Origin of the sequence: Teichococcus aestuarii, from assembly GCF_003116135.1 — a bacterium.
Lineage (GTDB): Bacteria > Pseudomonadota > Alphaproteobacteria > Acetobacterales > Acetobacteraceae > Pseudoroseomonas > Pseudoroseomonas aestuarii.
In genome coordinates this window covers 300,606-323,297 of sequence record NZ_PDOA01000004.1, presented here as the reverse complement: position 1 = coordinate 323,297, position 22,692 = coordinate 300,606, and the positions used below count along the sequence as shown (strand labels likewise).

At 72.3% G+C, this 22,692-nt stretch carries 16 protein-coding genes; all 16 read right to left on the bottom strand.

What is annotated here, in order from left to right:
- Positions 1–107: 107 nt before the first annotated feature.
- Entirely contained in the window at positions 108–1,745 is a 1,638-nt protein-coding gene (locus tag CR165_RS09370) for an ABC transporter ATP-binding protein (RefSeq protein WP_109516699.1), read from the bottom strand.
- On the bottom strand, positions 1,742–2,575 hold the full coding sequence (locus CR165_RS09365) for an ABC transporter permease (RefSeq protein ID WP_109516698.1): 834 nt from the start codon (positions 2,573–2,575) through the stop codon (positions 1,742–1,744). Before CR165_RS09365 ends, CR165_RS09370 begins: the two co-directional genes overlap by 4 nt.
- Before the next feature lie 4 nt (positions 2,576–2,579).
- Positions 2,580–3,557, bottom strand: a complete 978-nt coding sequence (locus CR165_RS09360; RefSeq protein ID WP_109516697.1) for an ABC transporter permease — start codon at positions 3,555–3,557, stop codon at positions 2,580–2,582.
- 1 nt (position 3,558) lies between these two features.
- Positions 3,559–5,172 carry an ABC transporter substrate-binding protein gene (locus CR165_RS09355; RefSeq protein ID WP_109516696.1) on the bottom strand — a complete coding sequence of 538 codons (1,614 nt, stop codon included), beginning with the start codon at positions 5,170–5,172 and terminating at the stop codon, positions 3,559–3,561.
- 179 nt (positions 5,173–5,351) lie between these two features.
- Positions 5,352–6,029, bottom strand: a complete 678-nt coding sequence (locus tag CR165_RS09350; protein WP_181378074.1) for a Crp/Fnr family transcriptional regulator — start codon at positions 6,027–6,029, stop codon at positions 5,352–5,354.
- A gap of 166 nt (positions 6,030–6,195) precedes the next feature.
- Positions 6,196–7,602, bottom strand: a complete 1,407-nt coding sequence (locus tag CR165_RS09345) for an NAD(P)(+) transhydrogenase (Re/Si-specific) subunit beta (RefSeq protein ID WP_109516694.1) — start codon at positions 7,600–7,602, stop codon at positions 6,196–6,198.
- A 4-nt stretch (positions 7,603–7,606) separates the two neighbouring features.
- Positions 7,607–8,011, bottom strand: coding sequence for an NAD(P) transhydrogenase subunit alpha (locus CR165_RS09340; protein ID WP_109516693.1), 405 nt, complete (start codon positions 8,009–8,011; stop codon positions 7,607–7,609).
- A 16-nt stretch (positions 8,012–8,027) separates the two neighbouring features.
- Positions 8,028–9,191 carry a Re/Si-specific NAD(P)(+) transhydrogenase subunit alpha gene (locus CR165_RS09335; RefSeq protein ID WP_109516692.1) on the bottom strand — a complete coding sequence of 388 codons (1,164 nt, stop codon included), beginning with the start codon at positions 9,189–9,191 and terminating at the stop codon, positions 8,028–8,030.
- A 130-nt stretch (positions 9,192–9,321) separates the two neighbouring features.
- The gene (gene bcsD, locus CR165_RS09330) at positions 9,322–9,795 is read right to left on the bottom strand and encodes a cellulose biosynthesis protein BcsD (protein ID WP_181378073.1); all 474 of its coding nucleotides are present in this window, start codon (positions 9,793–9,795) and stop codon (positions 9,322–9,324) included.
- A 46-nt stretch (positions 9,796–9,841) separates the two neighbouring features.
- On the bottom strand, positions 9,842–13,642 hold the full coding sequence (locus tag CR165_RS09325; RefSeq protein ID WP_109516690.1) for a cellulose biosynthesis protein BcsC: 3,801 nt from the start codon (positions 13,640–13,642) through the stop codon (positions 9,842–9,844).
- Positions 13,639–18,222: a UDP-forming cellulose synthase catalytic subunit gene (gene bcsA / locus CR165_RS09320; RefSeq protein WP_109516689.1), complete on the bottom strand. Its 4,584-nt coding sequence runs from the start codon at positions 18,220–18,222 to the stop codon at positions 13,639–13,641. Before bcsA ends, CR165_RS09325 begins: the two co-directional genes overlap by 4 nt.
- A 4-nt stretch (positions 18,223–18,226) precedes the next feature.
- On the bottom strand, positions 18,227–19,057 hold the full coding sequence (locus tag CR165_RS09315; RefSeq protein WP_109516688.1) for a cellulose synthase operon protein YhjQ/BcsQ: 831 nt from the start codon (positions 19,055–19,057) through the stop codon (positions 18,227–18,229).
- 14 nt (positions 19,058–19,071) lie between these two features.
- Positions 19,072–20,085 (bottom strand): hypothetical protein, encoded by a 1,014-nt coding sequence (locus CR165_RS24465; RefSeq protein ID WP_146201864.1) that lies wholly within the window; start codon positions 20,083–20,085, stop codon positions 19,072–19,074.
- A 104-nt stretch (positions 20,086–20,189) separates the two neighbouring features.
- A complete protein-coding gene (locus tag CR165_RS09305; protein ID WP_181378072.1) occupies positions 20,190–21,227 on the bottom strand; it encodes a glycosyl hydrolase family 8 in 1,038 nt (345 codons plus the stop codon).
- Positions 21,228–21,346: 119 nt separating this feature from the next.
- Positions 21,347–21,679: a hypothetical protein gene (locus tag CR165_RS09300; protein ID WP_109516685.1), complete on the bottom strand. Its 333-nt coding sequence runs from the start codon at positions 21,677–21,679 to the stop codon at positions 21,347–21,349.
- A gap of 123 nt (positions 21,680–21,802) precedes the next feature.
- Positions 21,803–22,501: an alpha/beta fold hydrolase gene (locus CR165_RS09295; RefSeq protein WP_109516684.1), complete on the bottom strand. Its 699-nt coding sequence runs from the start codon at positions 22,499–22,501 to the stop codon at positions 21,803–21,805.
- Positions 22,502–22,692 lie beyond the last annotated feature (191 nt).

The following is a 22,692-nucleotide window of genomic DNA, read 5'->3' as shown; positions in this document are numbered from 1 at the left end:
CCTCTCCCGCGCGCACTCTCTGGCGAAGCCTGCGGCAGCCAGACAGAAAGAAGAAGGGGGCCAACATATATGTTGCCGGGGGAATTCCTTCCCCTGGTCTTGCCCCGTCAGACGGGTTCCTCGCTCCCGAAGGCGACGGGCGGCGTCCACCCCTGCCCCGGGATCGCCGCCATCAGCGCCCGCGTGTAGTCATGCGACGGCCGGGCGAAGACCTCCGCGACGGTGCCGTTCTCCACCACCTCGCCCTCGCGCATCACCGCCACATGGTCGCAGAGCTGCGCCGCCACGCGCAGGTCGTGGGTGATGAAGACGATGGAGAGGCCGAGCTGCACGCGCAGCCGGGCCAGCAGCTTGAGCACCTGGGCCTGGACGGAGACATCGAGCGCCGAGACCGGCTCGTCCGCCACCAGCACGCGCGGCCGCATGGCGAGCGCCCGCGCCAGCCCGATGCGCTGCCGCTGCCCGCCCGAGAATTCGTGCGGGAAGCGGTCCAGCGCCGCGGGGTCGAGCCCCACCAGGGCGAACAGCTCACGCGCCCGCTCATAGGCCTCGGCCTTGGGCGTGCCGTGGATGATGGGCCCCTGCGCCACCAGCTCGCCCACCCGGCGGCGCGGGTTGAGGCTGGCATAGGGGTCCTGGAACACCATCTGCACCTGCGGCGCGGCCTTGCGGAGTTCCTCCCGCGAGAGGGCCAGGCGGTCCTTCCCCTCCAGCCGGATCGCGCCGCCATCCGGGTCCAGCAGCCGGACGATGCAGCGCGCCAGCGTGGACTTGCCCGAGCCGCTCTCGCCCACGATGCCCAGCGTGCCGCCGCGCGGCAGGCTGAGGGAGACATCCTTCACCGCGTGAGTGACGCGCCGGTTGCGCTTCAGCCAGCCGCCCTTGCGGTAGGTCTTGGAGACGTGGTCGATCTCCAGCACCACCTCCCCCGAGATGGGCTGCGCCGGCGGCGGCGCCAGCGGCGGCACGGCGGCGACGAGGGCGCGGGTATAGGGGTGCTGCGGCCGGTTCAGCACCTCCCCGGCCGGTCCCTGCTCCACCAGCAGGCCGCGGCGCATCACCGCCACGCGGTCAGCGATGTCGGCCACCACGCCGAAATCATGGGTGATGAACAGCACGGCGGTGCCGGTGCGGCGCTGCATGTCGCGGATCAGGTGCAGGATCTGCGCCTGGGTGGTGACGTCGAGCGCGGTGGTCGGCTCGTCGCAGATGAGCAGCTTCGGCTCCAGGGCCAGCGCCATGGCGATCATGGCGCGCTGCCGCTGGCCGCCCGACAGCTCGTGCGGATAGGCGCGCGCGGCGCCCTCAGGGTCGGGGATGCGCACATCCGCCAGCAGCGCCAGCACGCGCCGGTCGATCTCGGCGCCGGAAAGCTGGGTGTGGATGCGGAACATCTCGGCGATCTGGCTGCCGATGCGGCGCAGCGGGTTCAGCGCCGTCATCGGCTCCTGGAACACCATGCCGATGCGCGCGCCGCGCAGCCGGCGCATCTCGGCCGGCGGCAGGGCCAGCAGGTCCCGCCCCTCGAACAGGATGCGCCCCGACGTGGCGCGCACCCCCTCGGGCAGCAGCCCCATCACCGCGCCGGCGGTGAGCGACTTGCCGGAGCCGCTCTCCCCCACCACGCAGAGGATCTCGTTGGGCGCGAGGCGGAGCGAGACATCCTCCAGCGCGTGCGGGCGGTCGGCGCCCTTCGGCAGGGCGACGGTGAGGCCCTCGATCGAGAGCAGAGTGTTGTCGCTCATCGGCCCTTCAGCCTCGGGTTCAGCGCGTCGTTCAGACCCTGGCCGACCAGCGAGACGCCGAGCACGGTGAGCAGGATCACCACGCCCGGGATGGCCGAGACATACCACTGCACGCGCAGCACGCCGCGCCCGGCGCCGATCAGGTTGCCCCAGCTCGGCACGTTGGGGTCGGAGAGGTTGAGGAAGGCCAGCGCGCTCTCCAGCAGGATGGCCACCGCCATGATGACGCTGGCATAGACGATGACCGGCGGCAGCGCGTTGGGTAGGATCTCGCGGAAGATGATCTGCGCGTCGCGCATTCCCAGCACGCGGCAGGCCTGCACGAACTCGCGGTTGCGGAGTGTCAGGAACTCGGCCCGCGTCAGCCGCGCCGAGGGCGGCCAGGAGACGATGCCGATGGCGATGGTGACGAAGGTGATGTCCGAGCCGAACACCGCCACCAGCACCAGCAGCAGGATGAAGTTGGGCAGGGTCTGGAACGCCTCGGTGACGCGCATCAGCACGTCGTCCACCCAGCCGCCGTAGAAGCCCGAGATGGCGCCGATGACGATGCCGATGGCGATGGCGATGACCGTGGCGACCAGCCCGATCAGCAGCGAGACGCGGGCGCCGTGGAAGATCTGCGCCGCGATGTCCCGCCCCGTATTGTCGGTGCCGAGCCAGAAGCGCGGGTTGTCCATCGGCCATTGCAGCGGCCGCCCCGCCAGCGAGAGCGGGTCGCGCGGGAAGACGAAGGGGGCGGAGAGCGCCATGCCGATGACCGCCAGCACCAGCAGCAGGCCGACCACCGCCGCCGGGTTGCGCGCGTAGCGCTTCAGGAAACCGAGCATCCCCTCAGCGCCCCGACGCGATGCGTGGATCGAGCTTGGCGTACAGCATGTCCACGATGAAGTTGATGGCGATGACCAGCAGCGCCGAGACGAAGACGATGCCGAGCAGGGTGTTCACGTCGCGCTGCACCACGGATTCATAGGCCAGCCGCCCGAGGCCGGGCAGCGCGAAGACGCTCTCCACCACCACCGAGCCGCCGAGCATGGTGCCCGCCTGCAGCCCCATCAGCGTGACGCCGGGCAGCAGCGCGTTGCGCAGCACATGGCGCAGCACCACCGCCGTCTCGCCCAGCCCCTTGGCGCGGGCGGTGCGGACGAAATCCAGCGTCAGCACCTCCAGCATCGAGGCGCGCATGATGCGGAGATAGGTGGCGAGGTAGGTGAGCGCCAGCGTCGCCACCGGCAGGATGAGATGCCAGGCGATGTCCAGCACCCGCGTCAGGCCGGTGTTGCCGCTGCCGATCTGCTCGAAGCCGCCGGCCGGCAGCCAGGCGAGGCGGATGGCGAAGACCACGATGCCCATCATGCCGAACCAGAAGGAGGGGGTGGCGTAGAACACCAGCCCCAGCGTCGAGATCAGCGTGTCCGGCCAGCGGTTGACGCGGCGCGCGGCGAGCACGCCGAGCGCCATGCCGGCGGCGAAGGCGAAGCTCAGCGCGCTCACCATCAGCAGCAGCGTCACCGGCAGCCGCTCCAGGATCACCTCGGCCACCGGCTTGCCGTAGATGGCGGAGAAGCCGAGGTCGAGCGTCACCAGCCGCAGCAGGTAGCGGCCGAGCTGCACCACCACCGGCGCGTCCAGCCCGTAGAAGGTGCGGAGCTGCTCGGCCATGGCCGGGTCGCCGCCGCCCATCTGGGCGATCAGCGCGTCCACCGTGTCGCCCGGGGCGAGCTGCAGCAACAGGAACAGCCCGACCAGGATCAGCAGCAGCGTCGGCAGGCTGGCGGCCAGGCGGCGCAGCGCGAGCAGCAGGATCTGCATGTCAGGCGGGCAGCAGCCAGGTGTCGTGCCAGTCGCCCGAATCCCAGCGCGGCACGTTGTGGTGGTTCTGCACCCGCTTGCTCGTCGCGGCGTAGAAGGGACGCTCGGTCATCATCCACACCGGCAGCGCGTCATTCACCTCTGCCACGAACTCGGCGTAGAGGGCCTTGCGCTTCGCCGGGTCCAGCTCCGTGGCGGCCTGGTCGATGAGCTGGTCCACCTTGTCCGACTGCCAGCCGAACTGGTTGGTCCAGGGCGAGCCCTTCGGGCTGCCGGAGCGGTACCACACGGTGGTGGAGACCGCCGGATCGCCGCGATACTGGTGCCAGCCCGTCGCGAGGTCGAAGTTCCAGTCGCGATAGACGGCCGAGAGGGCGCCGGCGATGTCGAGCTGCACGATCTCGACGCGGATGCCCACCTGCTGCAGCGACTGCTGGATGAAGGTGGCCAGCAGCGGCACGTCCTCGCCGTTCATGATGGGCACGATGCGCAAGGAGAAGCGGACGCCGCCCGCGCCGCGCTTGTAGCCGGCTTCGTCCAGCATCTTCTCGGCGCGCGCCTTGTCGTAGGGGTAGGGCACCGGGTTGTTGGGGAAGAATTCCTTCGAGGTGGAGGGAATCGGCCCCGTCGCCCGCTTGCCCAGGCCGTAGAGGAAATTCTCCAGGAAGAAATCCACGTCGATGGCGTGGGCAATGGCCTGACGCACGCGCTTGTCGGAGAGTTCCTTGCGGCGCGTGTTGAACTCCAGCGTGTTGTTGAAGACATTGCCTTCCACGCCGCGCGTCGAGACCTCGAAGCGGTCATCCTGGCGCAGCCGGTCGAGATCGGCCAGCGGCAGGCCGTTGTAGGCGGAGAGCTGCACCGCCCCCGTCTCCAGCGCGGCGGTGGCCGCCGAGCGGTCGGTGATGAAGCGCCACACCACGCGATCGAGATAGGGGAAGCCCTGGCGCCAGTAGTTCGGGTTGCGCTCGGCGATGACGTACTGGCCGCGCTGGTACTCGACGAACTTGAAGGGGCCGGTGCCGATCGGCGCCGTGTTGGCCGGGTTCTCCAGCACGTTGCTGCCCTCGAAGACGTGCTTCGGCACCACGTAGCCGAGGTCGCAGGAGGCGCGCAGCAGCAGGTCCAGCGGCATCGGGCGGGAATAGCGGAACACCGCGGTGTGCGCGTCCGGCGTCTCCACGGCATCCAGGTAGAGCTGCAGGGTGGTGCCGTAGTTCAGGTGCTTCTTCCACAGCTCCATGGCGCTGTACTGCACGTCGGCGCTGGTGAAGGGCTTGCCGTCATGCCACTGCACGCCCTCGCGCAGCCGGAAGGTGATGGTCTTGCCGTCCGGCGTCGACTCCCACGCGGTGGCCAGCACCGGCACGATCTTGCCGCCCTCGCCCAGATCGACCAGCGGCTCGATGATCTTGCTGGTGATGATGTAGACGCCGGTGGAGGCCCGCAGCGCCGGGTTCAGGATGCGCTGCTCCGAGCCGACATGCACCGTCAGCACACCGCCGCGGCGGGGCTCCTGGGCAAGGGCGGGGCCAGGCAGGCCAAGGGGCAGGCCGCCGGCCATGGCGGCGAGGCCGGCGCCGGACAGCAGCAGATGGCGGCGGGAGAGGCGCATGGTCTGAAGCTCCGTCGGCTATAATGAACGCAGAACGTCCGCAGGATTCAGGCAACCACTAACGCAAATCGTCTAATTTATCCAGGGTTCGGCGCAGCCTCGGGCTGCGCCTTTCCGCATTGCAGCGAAGGCTGGCCCGAATGATGCGGCTCCGCAAGGGGGCTGTTCCCCCCTCCCCCTCAGGCGCCGATGCGGGTGAGCACAGGCTGTGCCGGGGTGGTGGACCAGCCGGCGAGGTCCTCCATCGCGGTGCGATCCAGGATATCGAGCCGGCCCTTCTGGAAGGAGGCCACGCCGTCGCGCCGCAGCGCCGCCAGCGCGCGGTTGGCGTGCTCCACCGAGAGGCCCAGCGCATCGGCCAGATGCGCCTGCTTCAGCGGCAGCGGCGCGCCGGTGCGGTCCGCCCCGCCACGGCGGGAGAGGCGGCCATGCAGCTCCAGCAGCAGGTGCGCCACGCGCCCCATGGCATCGCGCCGGCCGAGGCTGGTCAGCCGCTCGCGCAGCCGGGCGCGGTCGCGCACCAGCCCGTCGGCATAGGACAGGGCCAGGCCGGGGTCGCGGCCCATGAACTCGCAGAGCCGGTCCTTGGCCAGCACGCAGAAGCTGGTATCGGTCAGGGCCGAGACCTCGGCGCCGTCCTCGCTGCGTTCCACCAGGTCGCCGGGCAGGTGGAAGTCGAGGATCTGGCGGCGGCCATCCGGCGTCGTGGTCCAGGAGAAGGCCCAGCCGGCATAGAGGGTGAAGACGGAATCGCGGATCGCCTCATTGGCGCGCACCAGCCGCACGGCGGAGCGCACCCGCGCGATCTCGCCCACACGCGCCTGCGGCACCACCCGGAACAGGGCGAAGGGCCTCACGGCACAGGCCGCGCAGGAACCGGGCAGCGGAATAGGGCTGTTCTTGGCGACCATGACGCCGGTTATACGATGCCGACGCACGCGAAACAAAGGCGGAATCTGCCATGGCCGAAGCGGCCGGGAAGCCAGGGCCGGGGAAAGCACCCGCTTCCCCCGGCCGCGCCGGCTACTTCTGCAGGGCCTGCACGATCTGCTGCGTCACCTTCTTGGCGTCGCCGAACAGCATCATGGTGTTGTCGCGGAAGAACAGCTCGTTCTCCACCCCGGCATAGCCGGAGGACATGCCGCGCTTGACGAAGAACACGGTCTTGGCCCGCTCCACGTCCAGGATCGGCATGCCGTAGATGGCGCTGGACTTGTCGGTCTTGGCGGCCGGGTTGGTCACGTCGTTGGCCCCGATCACATAGGCCACGTCGGCCTCGGCGAATTCGGGGTTGATCTCCTCCAGCTCGTGCACCTCGTCATAGGGCACGTTGGCCTCGGCCAGCAGCACGTTCATGTGGCCGGGCATGCGCCCCGCGACGGGGTGGATGGCGTAGGAGACCTCGACGCCCTCCTTCTTCAGCAGGTCGCCCATCTCGCGCAGCACCTGCTGCGCCTGCGCCACCGCCATGCCGTAGCCGGGCACGATGATGATCTTGCCGGCATTCTTCATCAGGTAGGCGGCATCCTCCGGGCTGCCGGCCTTCACCGGCCGCGCCGGCCCGCCGCCGCCTGCGGCCGAGGCCGCCGCCGGGTCGCTGCCGAAGCCGCCCAGCAGCACGTTGACGATGCTGCGGTTCATCCCCTTGCACATGATGTAGGAGAGGATGGCGCCCGAGGCGCCGACCAGCGCGCCGGTGACGATCAGCAGCAGGTTGCCCACCGTGAAGCCGATGCCCGCCGCCGCCCAGCCGGAATAGCTGTTCAGCATCGAGACGACGACCGGCATGTCCGCACCGCCGATCGGGATGATCAGCAGGAAGCCGAGCCCCAGCGCCAGCAGCGCGATCAGCCAGAACAGCACGCCGCTGCCCGTGGCGATGAAGGCGATGACCAGCACCAGCAGCAGGATGCCGAGGCCGAGGTTCAGCCAGTGCTGCCCCTTGAAGGTGATCGGCGCGCCGGACATCAGCGCCTGCAGCTTGGCGAAGGCGATCAGCGAGCCGGAGAAGGTGATGGCGCCGATGGCCAGCCCCAGCGACATCTCGACCAGGCTGCCGGCCTTGATGTTGCCGGGCACGCCGATGCCGAAGCTCTCCGGGTTGTAGAAGGCGGCGGCCGCCACGAACACGGCGGCCAGGCCCACCAGCGAGTGGAAGGCGGCCACCAGCTGCGGCAGCGCCGTCATCTGGATGCGCTGCGCCAGCACCGTGCCGATGCCGCCGCCCAGCACGATGCCGGCCAGGATCAGCACCAGCCCGCCGCCGCCCATGCCGGGCTGCGCCAGCGTCGCCACCACGGCGAGCCCCATGCCCACCATGCCGTAGAGATTGCCCCGCCGGCTGGTCTCGGGGTGGGAGAGGCCGCGCAGCGCCAGGATGAACAGGACGGAGGCGACGAGATAGGCGAAGGTGGAGAGGGTGTGCGCCACCGGCTCAGCCCTTCTTCTTGAACATGGCGAGCATCCGCCGTGTCACCATGAAGCCGCCGAAGATGTTCACCGAGGCCAGCGTGACGGCCAGGAAGCCGAAGAACTTGGCGGCCCAGGAATCGCCGAGGCCGGTGGCCAGGATGGCCCCCACCACGATGACGGAGGAGATGGCGTTGGTGACGCCCATCAGCGGCGAGTGCAGCGCCGGCGTCACGTTCCACACCACGTAGTAGCCGACGAAGCAGGCCAGCAGGAAGATCGTCAGCAGCAGCAGGAAGGGCTCGGCCGCGGCGGCGCCGTGGGCGATGGCGGGGGCCGCGGCCTCGGCCATCTGCCGGGCCTGGGCGGCCAGCGCCAGCGCCCGCTCGGCGGTGGCGCTGGCCTGGTTGGCAAGGTCGGTCGGGTTCATCTCTCTGGTCCGTCCCTCAGGCCGCGGGCGCCGCGGCAAGCTGCGGGTGCACCACGGCCCCGCCCCGGGTGAGCGTCACGCCGCGGATGATCTCGTCCTCCTGCGGCAGCTTCGGCGCCTTCGCCTCCTTGTCCCAGAAGGTGGAGAGGAAGGTCAGCAGGTTGCGGGCATAGAGCGCGCTGGCCGCCGCCGGGATGCGGCCGGGCCAGTTGGTGTGGCCCAGGATCTTCACGCCGCCCTCGGTCACGATGGCCTCGCCGGGCCTAGTCAGCGCGCAGTTGCCGCCGGCGTCGGCGGCGATGTCCACCACCACGCTGCCGGGCTTCATGCTCTCCACCATGGCGGCGGTGAGCAGGGTCGGCGCCTTGCGGCCCTGCACCAGGGCGGTGCAGACCACCACGTCGGCCTTGGCCACGGCGGCGGCGATGACCTCCGCCTGCTTCGCGTAGAATTCGGGCGAGAGCTGCTTGGCATAGCCGCCGGCCGTCTGCGCGGCGCGGCTCTCCTCGTCCTCGTAGCCGACGAAGGCGGCGCCGAGGGACTTGATCTCCTCCTTCGCCGCCGGCCGCACATCGGTGGCCGAGACGCGGCCGCCCAGGCGCCGCGCCGTGGCGATGGCCTGCAGCCCCGCCACGCCCGCGCCCATGATGAACACGTTGGCGGCGGGAATGGTGCCCGCCGCCGTCATCAGCATGGGGAAGCCCTTGTCGAAGGCGGCGGCGCCCTCGACCACGGCGCGGTAGCCGGCGAGGTTGGCCTGGGAGGAGAGCACGTCCATGCTCTGCGCGCGGGTGATGCGCGGCAGCAGCTCCATGCTGCACGCCTCCAGCCCGGCCTCGGCATAGGCCTGGGCGCGGGCCGGGTGGGCGACGGCCTCCAGCGTGCCGATCAGCAGGGCGCCGCGCGGGAGCAGGGCCAGCTCGTTCACCTCGCCCTCGCCCGCGCCGAGCGGGGCGCGCACCTTCAGCACGATCTTGGCGCCGGCCAGCGCGGCCGAGGCATCCTGCGCGATCTCGGCCCCGGCCTCGCGGTAGGCGGCGTCGGGGAGGCCGGATGCCAGCCCCGCGCCCGTCTCCACCACCACGCCGAGCCCGAGATCGATCAGTTTACGCACGGTTTCCGGCGTGGCCGCGACGCGGGTCTCGCCCGAACGCCGTTCCTTGAGCACCGCGAGGCGCATTCCCCGCCCTCCTCACCTGTTGGGTTGGCGGCGGAGGATGCAGGGCAGGCCACGATGCCGCAAGACATCATGTCATCGGATCAGCCTATCCAACCGGGGCAGGGGACAGGAAGCCGCGCGACTTGTGCCGCTATCCGCCGTAGCGCAGCTGCACCAGGCCCGGCTCGCTCTGCACCACGCGGAGTTGCGGCCCCGCTTCCGAGCCACCCCCCTGCTGCGCCGCCAGCCAGGCCGTGTAGAGCCCCTCCAGCACGGTGGCGAACCAGCTTCCCACCTCATCCCCCGGGGCACCCACCACCGGCGCGGCATGGTGCGAAAGGCGCAGGCTGCGGTCGGCTTCGTCCAGCGCCACGGAGACATAGCCCCAGGAGAGCTCGGCCAGGGCGGCGTTCATCCGCGCCTCCAGCTCGGCCAGGGTGGTCGCGGCCGGCAGTGGCAGTGCCTGCCCCAGGCGCCCGCCCACCGCGCGCAGGAGCCCGTTGCGGGTGTTGCGGTCGAGATTCGCGTCCAGCGTCTCCAGCAGCGCCCGCAGGAAGCCGCGCCACTGCGCGCTCACATCCCGCCTCGCAAGATAGGCCAATGCCGCCTGATCCATCTGCGTCATGCCTGTCCCTTCGAGCACACCATCTCCGGCTTGGCCCTCCCTGGCCTCACTGGTCGAGCCGATAGCGGGCATACAGCAGACCGCGCGCCTCGCTCCAATCGGCGGATTTGTCGTAACGCAGCGCCGCACCGAGGCGGAGCGCCGGTGTCAGGCTGTATTCCAGATCGCCCCGCACGCCGCCGGCGAACCCGGTCTGCGACTGCCCGGGATAGAATGCGCTGACAGTGGCATCGGAGGCGGCCTGCGCCTCCAGCCGTGACTGCGAGGCGGCGTCCGTGGGGAAGTAGGGCGCACGGTCCTCCCGCCAGGAGGCGATGCCGACCGTGCCGCCGATGCGGTAGTGGAAATCCCCCACGCGCGCCCGGTAATCCAGCGGCACCGAGGCGCCGAGATAGGATTGCGGGCTGTAATAGCCGCCATGGCCGAGGGTGAAGAGGCGAAGGTTCTTGTCGTAGGCCTGGTAGACGAGATCCAGGCCGGTCACCAGCTCCTCATCCGGCCGGCGGAACAGGGCATGGCTGAGGCCCGCCCCGGCCTCGATGCGGGTGTTGTCGGCGACGCCATCGCCCTCCAGCGTCGAGTAGCCGCCGCCAACATAGAAGTTGGTATCGCCCACGGCGAATTCGAACTGGCCGCGCGCGGTGTTGCGCACCACGCCACCCCAGACCTGCCCGGTGCTGCGGTCCCGCATGCCGGCCCAGGAGAGCATGGTGTCGGTCATGGCGCGGCGCTCGGCCGTCACGCGCAGGCGGAGGCTGTCGGTCAGCGCCGGCGCCACCTCGACGCCGCCCAGCACGTTCTGCTTGCGGAAGCCCAGCGGCGTGGTGCCGACATCGAGCGAGAAGTTCGGCCGCGTGTAGCCCGCGGCGAAGGAGACGCCGGCGGCCGAGGTGTCGGTGGGCGTCACCGCCCGCGCCACCGCCGGGGCGACGGCAACCCCCTGCCCCGGCAGCCGCAGCGCGTTGCTGCCGTAGCGGCGCAGCGTGCCGGTGTCCTGCGCCATGCTGCCGGCATCGATGTTGACGGCCTGCGCCCGCAGCGCCACCCGCCCGCCGAGGCCCGGCATGGCGGTGGAGACCTCCGCCCCCGCGCCGAACTCGGTGAGCTGGTCGAGCCCCGCCTCGCCGGAGCGGGTGCGGAAGTTGAAACCCGGCGTGGCGATCGTCGCCGCCTCCTCCCGCACCTGGGCCAGCTCGCGCTGGATCTGCGCCAGCACCGGATCGGCCGGCGCGGCGGTGGCGAGGCCGCCGGCATAGCCGGAGGCGGCCATTCCGGAGCCGGCGAGGGCGACGCGGCGGAACGGATTCTCCGGCAGGCCGGCCGCGGCGCCGGAGGGGGCGGCGCCGCCCATCCCTGCCGCGCCGGCGGGCGCGCCGGCACCGAGGCCGAGCTGGCTGCGGCGCTGCTCGGCCGCCAGCTCCAGCGCGGCACGGGCGCGGCGCGGATTGCCGGCGGCGCGGGCCAGCCGCGCCTCCAGCATGGTCAGGCGCGGGTCGTTCGGGGCCATGGCGCGGCCATCGGTCAGCAGCGCCTCGGCGCGGGCGTTCTGGCCCAGCGCCAGGGCGGCATCGATGGCGCCGGCACGGGCATCCAGGTTGCGCGGGTCGCGCAGCAGCACCGCCTCGGCGATGCGCTGCGCCTCGCGCGGCTCGCGCGCGCCCTGGTAGAGGCGGGCGAGCGCCAGGTTGGCCTGGGCGTTCTGCGGGTCCTGCCGCAGCGCGGGCACCAGCCGGTCATAGGCGGCGGCCTGGTTGCCCTGCTCGTTCAGCTTGTCGCTGGCGCGGATGGCGACGCCGGCCTGCAGCCCGGCCAGCTGGCGGCGCTCATCGGCGGTCAGGCGCGGGTCCTGGGCGAGTTGCAGGGCCAGCTGGTTGGCGTCCGCCTCCAGCCCGCCTTCCAGCAGCGCGTTGGCCAGGGCGATGCGCCCGGAGGGCGGCGCCGCGCGGTTGACCGCGAGGGCGACGCGCGCCGCCTCCGCCGCGCCGCGCGTGTCTCCCAGCCCCGCCAGCGCCTCCACCACCAGCCGCGGCGTCTCGCCGCTGGGGTCGGGGCGGGCGGCGAGCGCCATCAGGCGGCGCCGCGCCTCCTCCGGCTGGCCGTACTGGGCCGGCTCGGCGGCGGCGGCCACCTGCTGCTGGATGCGCACGCCGCGCAGCAGGCGCGTCTGGTCGGCGCTGCGCAGCCGGTCGGGGATACGCTCGACGAGGCGGGCGGCATCCTGCACCCGGCCTTCCTCGCCGGCGAAGAGGGCGGCGGCGTGCAGCGCCTCCGGCTTGCCGGTGGCGGCCAGCCGGTCCAGCACCGCGCGGCCCTCCAGCGGCTCCCCCTGGCGGGCCAGGGCACGGGCGAGGTCGAGCGCGATCCAGGGATTGTCCGGGGTGGCCTGCTGCGCGGCCCGCAGCAGCGCCAAGGCGGCCCCCGGGTCGCTGCTGCGGGAGGCCTCGGCGCGCAGCGATTCGGCCCGCTGCGTGGCGACCGTCGAGGCGAAGGCGCCGCCATGCTGCGCGGCGAGCTGCTCGGCCTCGGCGAAGCGGCCCTGCTGCTGCAGCGCGTCGTAGAGCCCGGCCACGGCGTTGTTCAGGTTGGGCCGGCGGGACAGGGCGGCGCGGTAGCGCTGCTCGGCGCCCTGCGGGTCGTTGCGGCGCAGCGCCAGGTCGCCCAGCAGCGCCTCGGCATCGGCGCGCTCGCCGCTCTCGCGGCGGGTGGCGGCCAGCAGCAGCGTCTCCGCCTGCTCGAGCTGGCCGCGCTGGATCAGGCCGCGGGCCTGGGTCAGCTCGCTGGTGTAGTTGGCGCCGTCCAGCGCCCGGCCCCATTTGCGGCGGCCCTCCCGCGGGTCGGCGGCGATGGCGGCGGTGAGCAGGCGGCGCGCCTCGGCGGTGCGCCCCTGGCGCAGCCGCACCACGCCCAGCCCGCCGGTGGCGTCCGGGTCGCCCGGGTTCTGGGCCAGCACGCTTTCGAAGGATTGCGAGGCCTCCGCCAGGCGGCCGGCATTCAGCGCCTCGAAGCCGGCGATGCGGGCCTGCCCGACCTCGTCCACCGGCCCGGCGGGGGGGTTGCGCGCCTCCTGCAGGCGCTGGCGCAGCGCCGCGTCATTCGGGTTGGCGCGCAGGTATTCCTCGATGGCGGGGGCGGCGTCGGGGTTCGGCCCCTGCCACAGCAGCGCCTCGCGCCAGGCGGCGCGCGCCGCATCGCCGCTGTCCTGCCGCTCCGCCAGGGCCTGGAGGCGGCGGATGCCCTCGGCGCGGGAGCCCTCGCGGTAGGTCAGGATCTGCGCGTAGGCCAGGGCCAGCCGGGTGTCGTTGGGGCGGCTCTCGGCCAGGCGCTCCATGGCGTTGCGCGCCTCGGCATAGCCTTCCTGCGTGCCGGCCAGGGCCTGGTAGTACTCGACGGCATAGGCATCGGGCGGGGTGTTGCCGCCGAACATCTGGCGGTAGCGCGCCACCGCCTGGGCCTGCTGGCCGGCCTGCGCCAGCCGCCGCGCCTCGGCCACCGCGCCGGGATCGGCGGTGGCGCCGCGCACCGAGAGGGCGGCATCCGACAGGCGCGGATCGGCGGGCGCGAGCTGGCGGATGCGCGCCAGCAGCCGGTCCGCCTCCGCGCGGTTGCCGTTCTCCGCCTGGGCGGCGGCGGCGGCGGAGAGCGCGTCCACATTGTTGGGCTCGACCGCGAGCACCCGCTCCAGCGTCTGCAGCGCGCGGTCGGGGCGGTTCTGGGCGCGCCAGAAATTGGCCTGCTCCAGCAGGACGCCGATGGCATTGTCCTGCGCGCGCGCCGGGGCAGCGGGCAGCAGGGGCAGGAATGCCGCCGTGACGACCGTGGCCAGGAGGCGGGAGCGGAATCCGGTCATGGCGTCCTGGTCCTCAGACGGCGGGCGGCCCGGCGGCGCAGCAGCCAGTAGGTCGGTATGGCAATGAGCAGGGACGCCAGCAGGGCGAGGCCTAGCAGCATGTCCGGCCGCTTGCCCAGCCAGAACTGCGGCCAGAGATGCAGCGGCAGATCCCCCAGCGTGTAGCTGGCCGTGGTCTTGAAGGAGGTCACCCGGCCGCCGGAGAGCAGCGCCAGGTCGCCCTGGATCAGCGGCACCAGCGCCGGGTCGCGCAGCGCCCCCAGCATCGCCTCCATCCCCTGCGGGCTGGTGCCGCTGATGGCCACCACCGAGCGGCCGGCGCGCAGCGGGCTCTCGAAGCCCGCGAGCATGCCCATCGCCTCGCCGGGGGAGGCGAGCACCGCCTCCATCCGCTGGCGGTCGCGCAGGCGGTCATCGCTGATGAAGAGGTTGCGGAAGCCTTCCAGCGCGCCGGGCAGCGCCATGGTGATGCGGTTGCCCTCCACACGCACCGGCCCGTCCTGCCGCAGCAGCGCGGCCAGCGCCGGCTGGCGGCCGAGCGAGCCCACCACCAGCAGGTCGCGCTCGGCCATCTGCTCCAGCGTGCCGGGGCGGGTGACCTGGATCTGGGTGGCGGCATGGCCGACATTGGCGGCCAGCCGGCCCACCAGCGCCAGGGCGGTGGAAAGCTCCAGCGTGTTGGCGCGGTCGGGCAGCACCAGGGCGGTGGTCGAGAAATCGGCCAGCCGCGTGTAGGGGTAACCGGCGCCGGCGAAGTAGGCGAGGTTCGGCATCTCGGTGAAGCGGTAGGCGCGCGAGAGATCGATGGTGCTGTCCGGATCGATCGAGGCGCGCACGTCGCCGGGGATGGAGATGCAGTCGCCGCGGTTCAGCGGCCGCATGTCGAAGCGCAGCTGCAGCTCGTTCTGGCCGAACACCAGATAGGGCGGCAGCCCCACCTCGCCCCGGCCGCGGTCGCCGGTGGGGCCGAGGCCGGTCTGCCGCGCCAGCCAGTTCCAGGGCCAGCCCGGCTCCATCTCGCGCAGCGGGAAGGAGTGCAGGTAGAGGTTGTTCAGCGCCACGTCGAGGCGCGAGACCGCCACGTCGGTGATGGGGCCGGGCGGCGCGCGGAAGCGCAGCTCCACCGGCAGGGCGCGGTCGCGCCAGGTGTAAAGGTCGGGGGCGGTGCGGAAGGGGATGGCGATGTTGCCGGGCGCGAAGCCGTAGCTCTGCAGCTCGGACGGATCGACCAGCTCGCCGAAGCGCACGGGGCGGTTGCTGTCGATCCAGCGCGGCGCGTCGTAGGGCTGGCGCGCCGCAAGCTCCGGCGGCTGCACCAGGGCGAGCTCGCCCGAGAGCGCCTGCTGGCCGACCGCCAGCGCCTGCGCCGCCGCCACCGCATCGGCGGCGGTGCGCCCGCCCACCACCAGCAGCGTGGCGCCGGGATCGGCCGGGTTCGGCACCACGGCGAGGGTCGGGCCCTCCATCCGCGGCAGGGCCAGGCCGGGCACGGTTTCCTGCCCCGCCACCATCACCATGGCGTTGCCGCGCGGCGGCACGCTGCTGCTGACGGGGAAGTTGGCGCCGCGGTAATCGGCCTGCACGGCGAACCACGAGCTGGCGATGGCGGCGGCGCGCACCAGCTCGTTGCCGGCCGTGTCGGGCAGCACCACCGGCAGGGTGAGCGGCTCGCTCCGCAGGCGGCGGTCGAAGAAAGGTTCCGGCAGCCGCGCCAGGTCGCGCGCCAGCGGCAGGCGCTCGACCGTCAGGTGCAGGGTGGAGAGGTCGGAGACGGTGGACCAGAGCAGGCCGGAGAGCGGGTCGTTGCACTCCACCGCGTAGCGGCCGGTGAAGCGGAAGTTCAGCCGGTTGACGTCGGCGAAGTAGACCGGGTTCACCGGGAACTCGAGCGGCCCGAAGGAGGGGCGCGTCCGGTCGGGCGTGATGGTGCCGACGAACTGCTCGTTCAGCGTGATGGCGATCTGGCTCAGCTCGGGGATCAGCGCCGGGCTGGTGGCGCCCTGCAGCACCAGCCGCGCGCCGGTCACCACCTCGTCCGAGCGGATGCCGAACAGCACGCCCTGCAGGTCCGAGGTGCCGCGCAGCTGCATCGGCCCGCCGAGGCCGAGCTGCCGCAGCGTGCGGCTCTGGATGCGGACATTGCCCTGGTCGGGCGGGGTGGCGAAGGGCGCGCCGCCGGGCAGCGGCGCCACCGGGGCGGCCCCCTGCGGCTGGGCGAAGCCGGGCTGTTGAGCGAAGCCGGGCTGCTGGGCGAAGCCGGGCTGCTGGGCGGAGGCGGGCGGCGGCGCGAAGGAAGGCGCCGCCTGCGGCATGCCGACCGGCGGCGGCGGCGGCGGTGCCTGAGGCCGCTGCGCCCCGGCCGCGGCGGGCCAGGCGAGGCCCGCGGCCAGCAGCAGCGCGGCGGCCCGGCGCGCCTTGGCCGCATCGGCCGGCCTGGCGGGGGCGCGGCTGCCCTCGGTGCGCGACTTGGCGGCGCGGCGGTTGCGGCGGGCACGCAACGAGATCTGGCTGTCGCCACGGAACAGGCCGGTGATGCTCACCGCGACCTCCACCAGCGCGCGCAGCGGGCGGTCGGGCCGCACATGGTCCCAATCCAGCCAGGCATCGGCGCGGCCGAGCACGACGCGGACAATATTGCCTTCATCCATCAGCCCTTGTGGCTCGAAGCGGGCCTGCAGCCGGCCGTCCTGCCAGCGCAGCACCTCCGCCGGCAGCAGAATGCGCTCCGGCCCGGTGTCGAATTCCAGGTGCAGCCGCGTCTCGCGGGCGATCTCCTCCTGGCTCTCCAGCATCAGCGCGGCGCCGCCCAGCGAGACATCGACGCTCTCGCCCGGCAGGCGCCGGCCATCGGACAGCACGGCGGTGACGGGCAGGCGCGCATGCACGCGGTGGCGCTCCCGCACCTGCCGCCGCTCGCGCCCCACGGCGAGGCCGGCCATGACGGTGACGAGCGACAGCACGACCCAGATGGAGTTCAGCGCGTTGGCCTGGAATTCCAGGCTGGTGAGCGGGTTCGCCGCCATGCCGTAGATGCCGGACAGCAGGCCCAGCACCAGCACGATGGCCAGCACGAAGTTGGCGGCCACGGCGCGCAGGTCGAAATAGCCCTCGTCCAGCGTGCCGCCCTTGTCGGTGACGTTGAACTTGCCCTTCTTCGGGTCGAACAGCGTGGCCAGCACCACCGGCAGCAGGTAGAGCGCCAGCACCGTCTCGTAGATCTCCGACCAGAAGCTGTGCCGCACCTTGCCCTGCAGCCGGCTGTTGGTGCCGATGGAGTGGAAGATGTGCGGCCCGGCATAGGCCAGGATCGCCAGCGGCGAGGCGGCGATGATGCTCTGCCCGAACAGCAGGAAGGCCAGCGGCGCGGTGAGGAAGACGAAGCGCGGCAGCGGGAAGAGGAAGTGCCACTGCGCGTTGAGGTAGCAGAGCCGCTGGTAGAGCTTCAGCCCCGGCCCCAGCAGCGGGTTGTCGACGCGGAAGATCTGCACCATGCCGCGCGCCCAGCGCATGCGCTGGCCGATATGCGCGATCAGGCGGTCCGTGGCCAGCCCGGCGGCCAGCGGCACGCGCAGATAGGCGGTGCGCCAGCCCAGCCGCTGCATCTTCAGCGAGCAGTGGCAATCCTCCGTCACCGTCTCGGTCGGCACGCCGCCCACCTCCTCCAGGGCGGTGCGCCGCAGCACGGCGCAGGAGCCGCAGAAGAAGGTCGCGTTCCAGAGGTCGTTGCCCTGCTGCACCAGGCCGTAGAAGAGCAGCCCCTCGTTCGGGATGCTCTTGCCGGAGGCGAGGTTCCGCTCGAACGGATCGGGCGAGTAGAAATGGTGCGGCGTCTGCAGCATGCCGATGCCGCGGTCGCGCACCATCCAGCCGATGGTGAGCTGCAGGAAGGCGCGGGTCGCCACATGGTCGCAGTCGAAGATGACGATGTATTCGCCGTTCGTCTTGGCGGTGGCGTGGTTGATGTTGCCGGCCTTGGCGCCCTTGTTGTCGGGGCGGATCATGTAGCCGCAGCCGATCTCCTCGGCGAACTTGCGGAAATCCTCCCGCCGCCCGTCATCGAGGATGTAGACGTTCAGCTTGTCGCGCGGCCAGTCCATCGCCATGGCGCCGAACACGGCCGGGCGCACCACCTCGAGCGGCTCGTTGTAGCTGGGGATGAAGACGTCGACGACCGGCCACTCCGCCGGGTCCGCCGGCAGGGGCACCGGCTTGCGCTCCAGCGGCCAGAGCTGCTGGAAGTAGGAGAGCAGCAGCGCGATGACGGCGTAGATCTCGGCCAGCAGCAGGCCGGTGCCGAGGAAGGTGCCGATGAAGCCGCCATAGTCCAGCGTCTCGGTCAGCCGCCAGTAGAGGTAGCGCAGCGACATCAGGGTGGAGAGCGCCACCAGGAAGAACAGCGCGCCACGCCCCGGAATGCGCGAGACCAGCAGGAACACGAGGAGCCCCGCCCCCGCCAGGGCAAGCTGCTCCATCGGCGCCAGGGGAGAGACCACGAAGATGAAACCCAGGAAGGCCCCGAGGAGCGCCATCGCGCCGCTCATCAGCGGCAGGCGCGCCATCAGCCCGCGGAAACGCCGCATCGCTTTACCACCCTCCCCGCAACAGCCCGGATAGTGGACCGGCGGCGGGAGCCGCGGGCGCCGGCTCGGGCATGACCGGCAACAGCATCTCGATCGCGCGCGCGACGTGGCGAAGATCGCCCGCCGCCGCGCAGGCCGGCGCCACCTCCTGCACCAGGCGCATCTCCGACAGCGCCTCGGCCACCGCCTCGTCGCGGCTGACGGCGCCGAGCAGGCGCGGCCCCAGGTGGCGCGCCACGACCTCCGCCGCGCTGCGCGAGAGGCGCGCGCGCAGATCGACGCCGTTCAGGATGAATTGCAGCCGCCCGGCATAGAGCGCGGCCAGGGTGCCGCCGCCCAGGAAGCGCCCGCTCTCCACCTCGTCCAGTATGGCGGCGCTGATCGCCTCGCTCTGCAGCACCGTCACGATGATGGCGGCCAGCGGCGCGACCACCGCCAGAACCTGGGAGGGGCCGGGCGGCAGGTCGGCCAGCACCAGAAGCTGCGGGTCGGCCAGCATCTCGCGCAGGGGGGCGGCCAGCAGGGCGGGCTCACGCTCCAGCAGGAGGGACTGCTCCAGCACGGCGCGCAGCTCCATGGCGCCATGCGGCAGCAGCAGCACGCCCGATGCGGTGCGGCGGACCTGCGCGCGCCAGTCAGGCCGGCGCGGCAGATCAGCCATGAAGCCGCTCGTATCGTGCAGCGGCACGCCGAAATGCAGGCGCAGCGCGTTCTGCGGGTCCAGGTCCAGGAGCAGGACGGAGCGGCCGCTGCGGCAGAGGGCATCGGCCACATTGGCAGCGAGTGTCGTCTTGCCCACCCCACCCTTGGGGGACGCAAAGGCAATCAATGGCATCGGGCAGGCATCCCTCAGCCCTGATCCGAAGGACGCAGGCCCCCCAGGATTTCCGCCAGCCGGCTGCTGCCCGGCGCCGCGGCCGGCGGGGGCGCCGGCGCCGCCAGGCTGCGCAACAGGCCCGCCAGCGAGGCGGGCGCCGGCGGCGCGGCGTTCAGCGGCGCGAAGGATCCGCCCAGCGCGGCCAGCAGCGATGGCGCGGCGGGCTGCACCGGCGGTGGCGCGGCACTGCCGACCTGCGCCAGCAACCCGCTCCGTGGTGCCGCCCGGCCGGTTTCCGGGGCGGTAGCCTGCAGGGTGGCCAGCAGCGAAGCAGCACCTCCCAGCGGCGCCGGAGGGGAGGCCGGAGGGGAGGCCGGAGGGAAGACCGGAGCAGACATCGGCGGGAACATTGGCGGCGGCGGCGCCGGCGGAGGCGGTGTGGGAGCCGCGGCGGGCACCGGCGGGACAGGCGCGAAGAGCGGCCGCACGACCGGCGCCGCCGGGCGGGGCTGGAACGCCGCCGCGATGGCCGCCGGATTCACGCCGCCGGCCATGGGCTGCGGCTGCTGGGCCTGCCCCGGCTCCGGCGCCGCCGCAGCGAGGGCGGGGGCGGGGGCGGGGGCGGGCAGCACCTTGCCGAGCGGAAACGGCGTCACCGACGGTTCCGGGGCGGGCGGCACATCGGTTGACACTTCACGCAGGTCGGACATGGAAGAAGCAGGGACCGGGCTTTCTACTCTCAATTTTGTGAGTACGGTCGAAAGCCGGACCAGGTCCAGAGCCGGTTGCACCTGCGGGGACCGCGCAACCTCTGAATTTGGCGCGGCGTGTCGCGGAAGACACGCCTCATCCGCTTTCACAGGCACAGCCAGAAGCTGTGGCAAGGGAGCCGATTCAGACTCCACGGGCGGCGCCACGGCGGCCAGAATCGCGCCGGTCCTGTCTGACCGCTCCGCGCGGACCGGCTTGTTTCCAAAGGTTTGATACCGGATTCCCGGCATGTTCAGCGCAGTTGCCACACGCGCCACATCGACATCCTGCCCCATATCCGTCCGGCTCCTCCGACCCCGCACAGAATGACCGCTTCGCCTTCCGTGTGGTAGACAGCATTCCTACATATTCAACCGGAATGGTATCGAAATTTGGCAAATTACGTTTTTGCAGACATTGTCAATATTTTTAAGACATTTGAGTAATAATCATCCTGCCGCGGCATGGTGCTGATGCCTCCGGGGGGATATCCGGCCAGCTCCCTCACCCACCGGCCGATCTCCTGCATGCCCGGCGAGGCCGGATAAGGCGCGGTACGGTTGCTGAGCAGATCCACCCAGGCGGGCGGATAGGCATGCGCCGGATCTGCCCAGAACTGGCGGGCCGCCTGCACGGGCGCCTCATCCTCCAGCCCGGCCCAGCACAGGTAGAGGGGGATACGCACCGCATCGTAGGAGAAGCGGCCCGGCCAGCGCGGCGGCAGGCCGAGCGCGCCATCGGCGCGGCGCAGGCTCAGCCAGTCCGGCGGCAGGCTCCAGCGGCCGAAGCGGGCGCGGCGGAGCAGGGCCAGCCCGTCCTGCGCCAGGCGCAGCCAGGCCGGATCGGGCACCGCGCGGGCCAGCACGCCGAGGATGGGAAAGGCATAGTAGGACGGGTTCAGGACCACATGGTCCGCCGCCTCGAAGCCATCGAGCGCGGGCAGCAGCACGGTGCCCCCCGCCACCTCGCGCAGCAGCAGGCGCAGCACGTCCCGCGCGATGGCGGCCCCTGCATCGGTATAGGCCGCCTCCCCCCAGCGCTGCCCGGCCAGCAGCAGGGATGCGGCGATGAACAGGTCTCCATCGGCGGCGTTGTTGCGGTCGGGCACGGGGTTGATGCCGCCCGGCATGTAGCGCCAGGCCAGCAGCCGGTCCTGCGGGCGGGAGAGGACCTGCCGGGTCCAGTTCCAGATGCGGTCGAAATGCACGCGGTCGTCGCAGCGCTCGGCACAATAGAGGGCCCAGCCCTGCCCTTCCGAATGCGAGACGCCCTGGTTGCCGGTGTCCACCACCCGCCCCTCCGGGCGCAGGAAGGCCCGGCGGAAGCGCTGCCAGCCTTCCAGCAGCGGGGCGGGCGGCGGCGCGCCGGGCACCGGCATGGCGGCCAGGGCACCGGCCAGGGGCGCGCCGGCCGTGGAGGCGGTGGCCAGCGCGACCATCAGGGCGCGCCGGGAGAAGGGCGACGGCATGGCCCCAAGAGTTGGGCCGCGCCCCTTGCCGATTGGTTACGGCGCCGGCCGCCCCGGCGCCTCGCTGGACGCCGCGCTGGGCGCCGCGCTCAGTCGCCCACCTGCCCCCAGGCGCGTTCGCCCGGCCGCGCCGGGCAGGAGCAGGCCTGGCCGACATAGCCCGGCTGATCGAGCTGACACATGTAGGGCCCGGCGTAGCAGGCCTGCCCCAGCCGCCCCTCGACGGCCGGCGGGGCATAGGAATAGGCGGGCGGCGGATATGGCGCCGGCACGGGAGCGTAGGGATAGGCGGGATAAGGGTCGGGGTAGGCCGGGTAGGCGGGGCCGATGCCGATCCAGACCCCGCCCCGGGCCAGGGCGGAACCGGCCGGCAGCCCCGCCAGCATCAGGCCCGCCAGGACGAGACCGAGCTTCATGCGCATGACGCAGCACCTCCGGGGCGGCACCGCGCCGTCCAGCCTTTGAGATGGCGCGCCGCCCCCCGCCCCGCCAGCCCTCCCCTTCCCTGCTCCCCCCGGCCTTGCGGACGCGCGCCGCGTGCCGGCTCAGCCGGCGAGCCAGCCCCGCATCAGGGCCGCAGCCGCCGCGGGCTGCTCCATTGTCGGCAGGTGGCCGGATTGCGCGATGCGCTCCAGCCGCGCGCCGGGGATGCCGGCGGCGATCTCCTCGGCCAGCTCGGGCGGGGTCAGGATGTCCTGCTCCCCCACCGCGACCAGGGTGGGCAGCCGGATCTCCGGCAGCATCGGCCGGGAGTCGGGGCGCTGCAGGATGGCCAGCTGCTGCCGCAGGAAGGCCTCGCGCCCCACCCGGTCGGCCATGGCGCGCACCTCGTGGCCGAGCGGCCCCTCCACCGCGTCGGGGTGCAGCAGGCTGGGCAGCAGCCGGGGCGTGACGCCGCGGAACTGGCCGGTGCGGGTCAGCGCCATCAGGCCGCGGCGGCGGCGCGCCGCCTCCTCCGTGTCGGGGCGGGCGGAGGTGTCGAACAGCGCCAGCCGCGTCACCCGCTCCGGCGCCAGGCGCAGGATCTCGAAGGCGACGTAGCCGCCCATCGACAGCCCGGCCAGGGCGAAGCGCGGCGGCGCCGCCTCCAGCGCGCGCAGCGCCATGCCGCGCAGCGTGTCGTCCTGGGTCAGGTCGGCCACCTGGCACTCGGCCAGGTCGGCCAGGGCCGCGATCGGGTCGCGCCACAGCCGCGCGTCGCACAGCAGGCCGGGCAGCAGCAGCAGGTCGTGTCGGTTCGGCATCACGCTCCTGCTGTTACGCCCCTGGCGCCGAGCCGGCAACCACACCAAATGCGGCAGGGAATGGCCCGGCGGGCGGTGGAAAACCTTGCCAAGCCGGTGCGAGCGGCGCATATGCGGGTCTCGGAGATCCGGAGATTGGCCGCGTGGCTTTCGCGTGGCCGCCCGCACACATCCCGCCGCCTGCCGGCGAA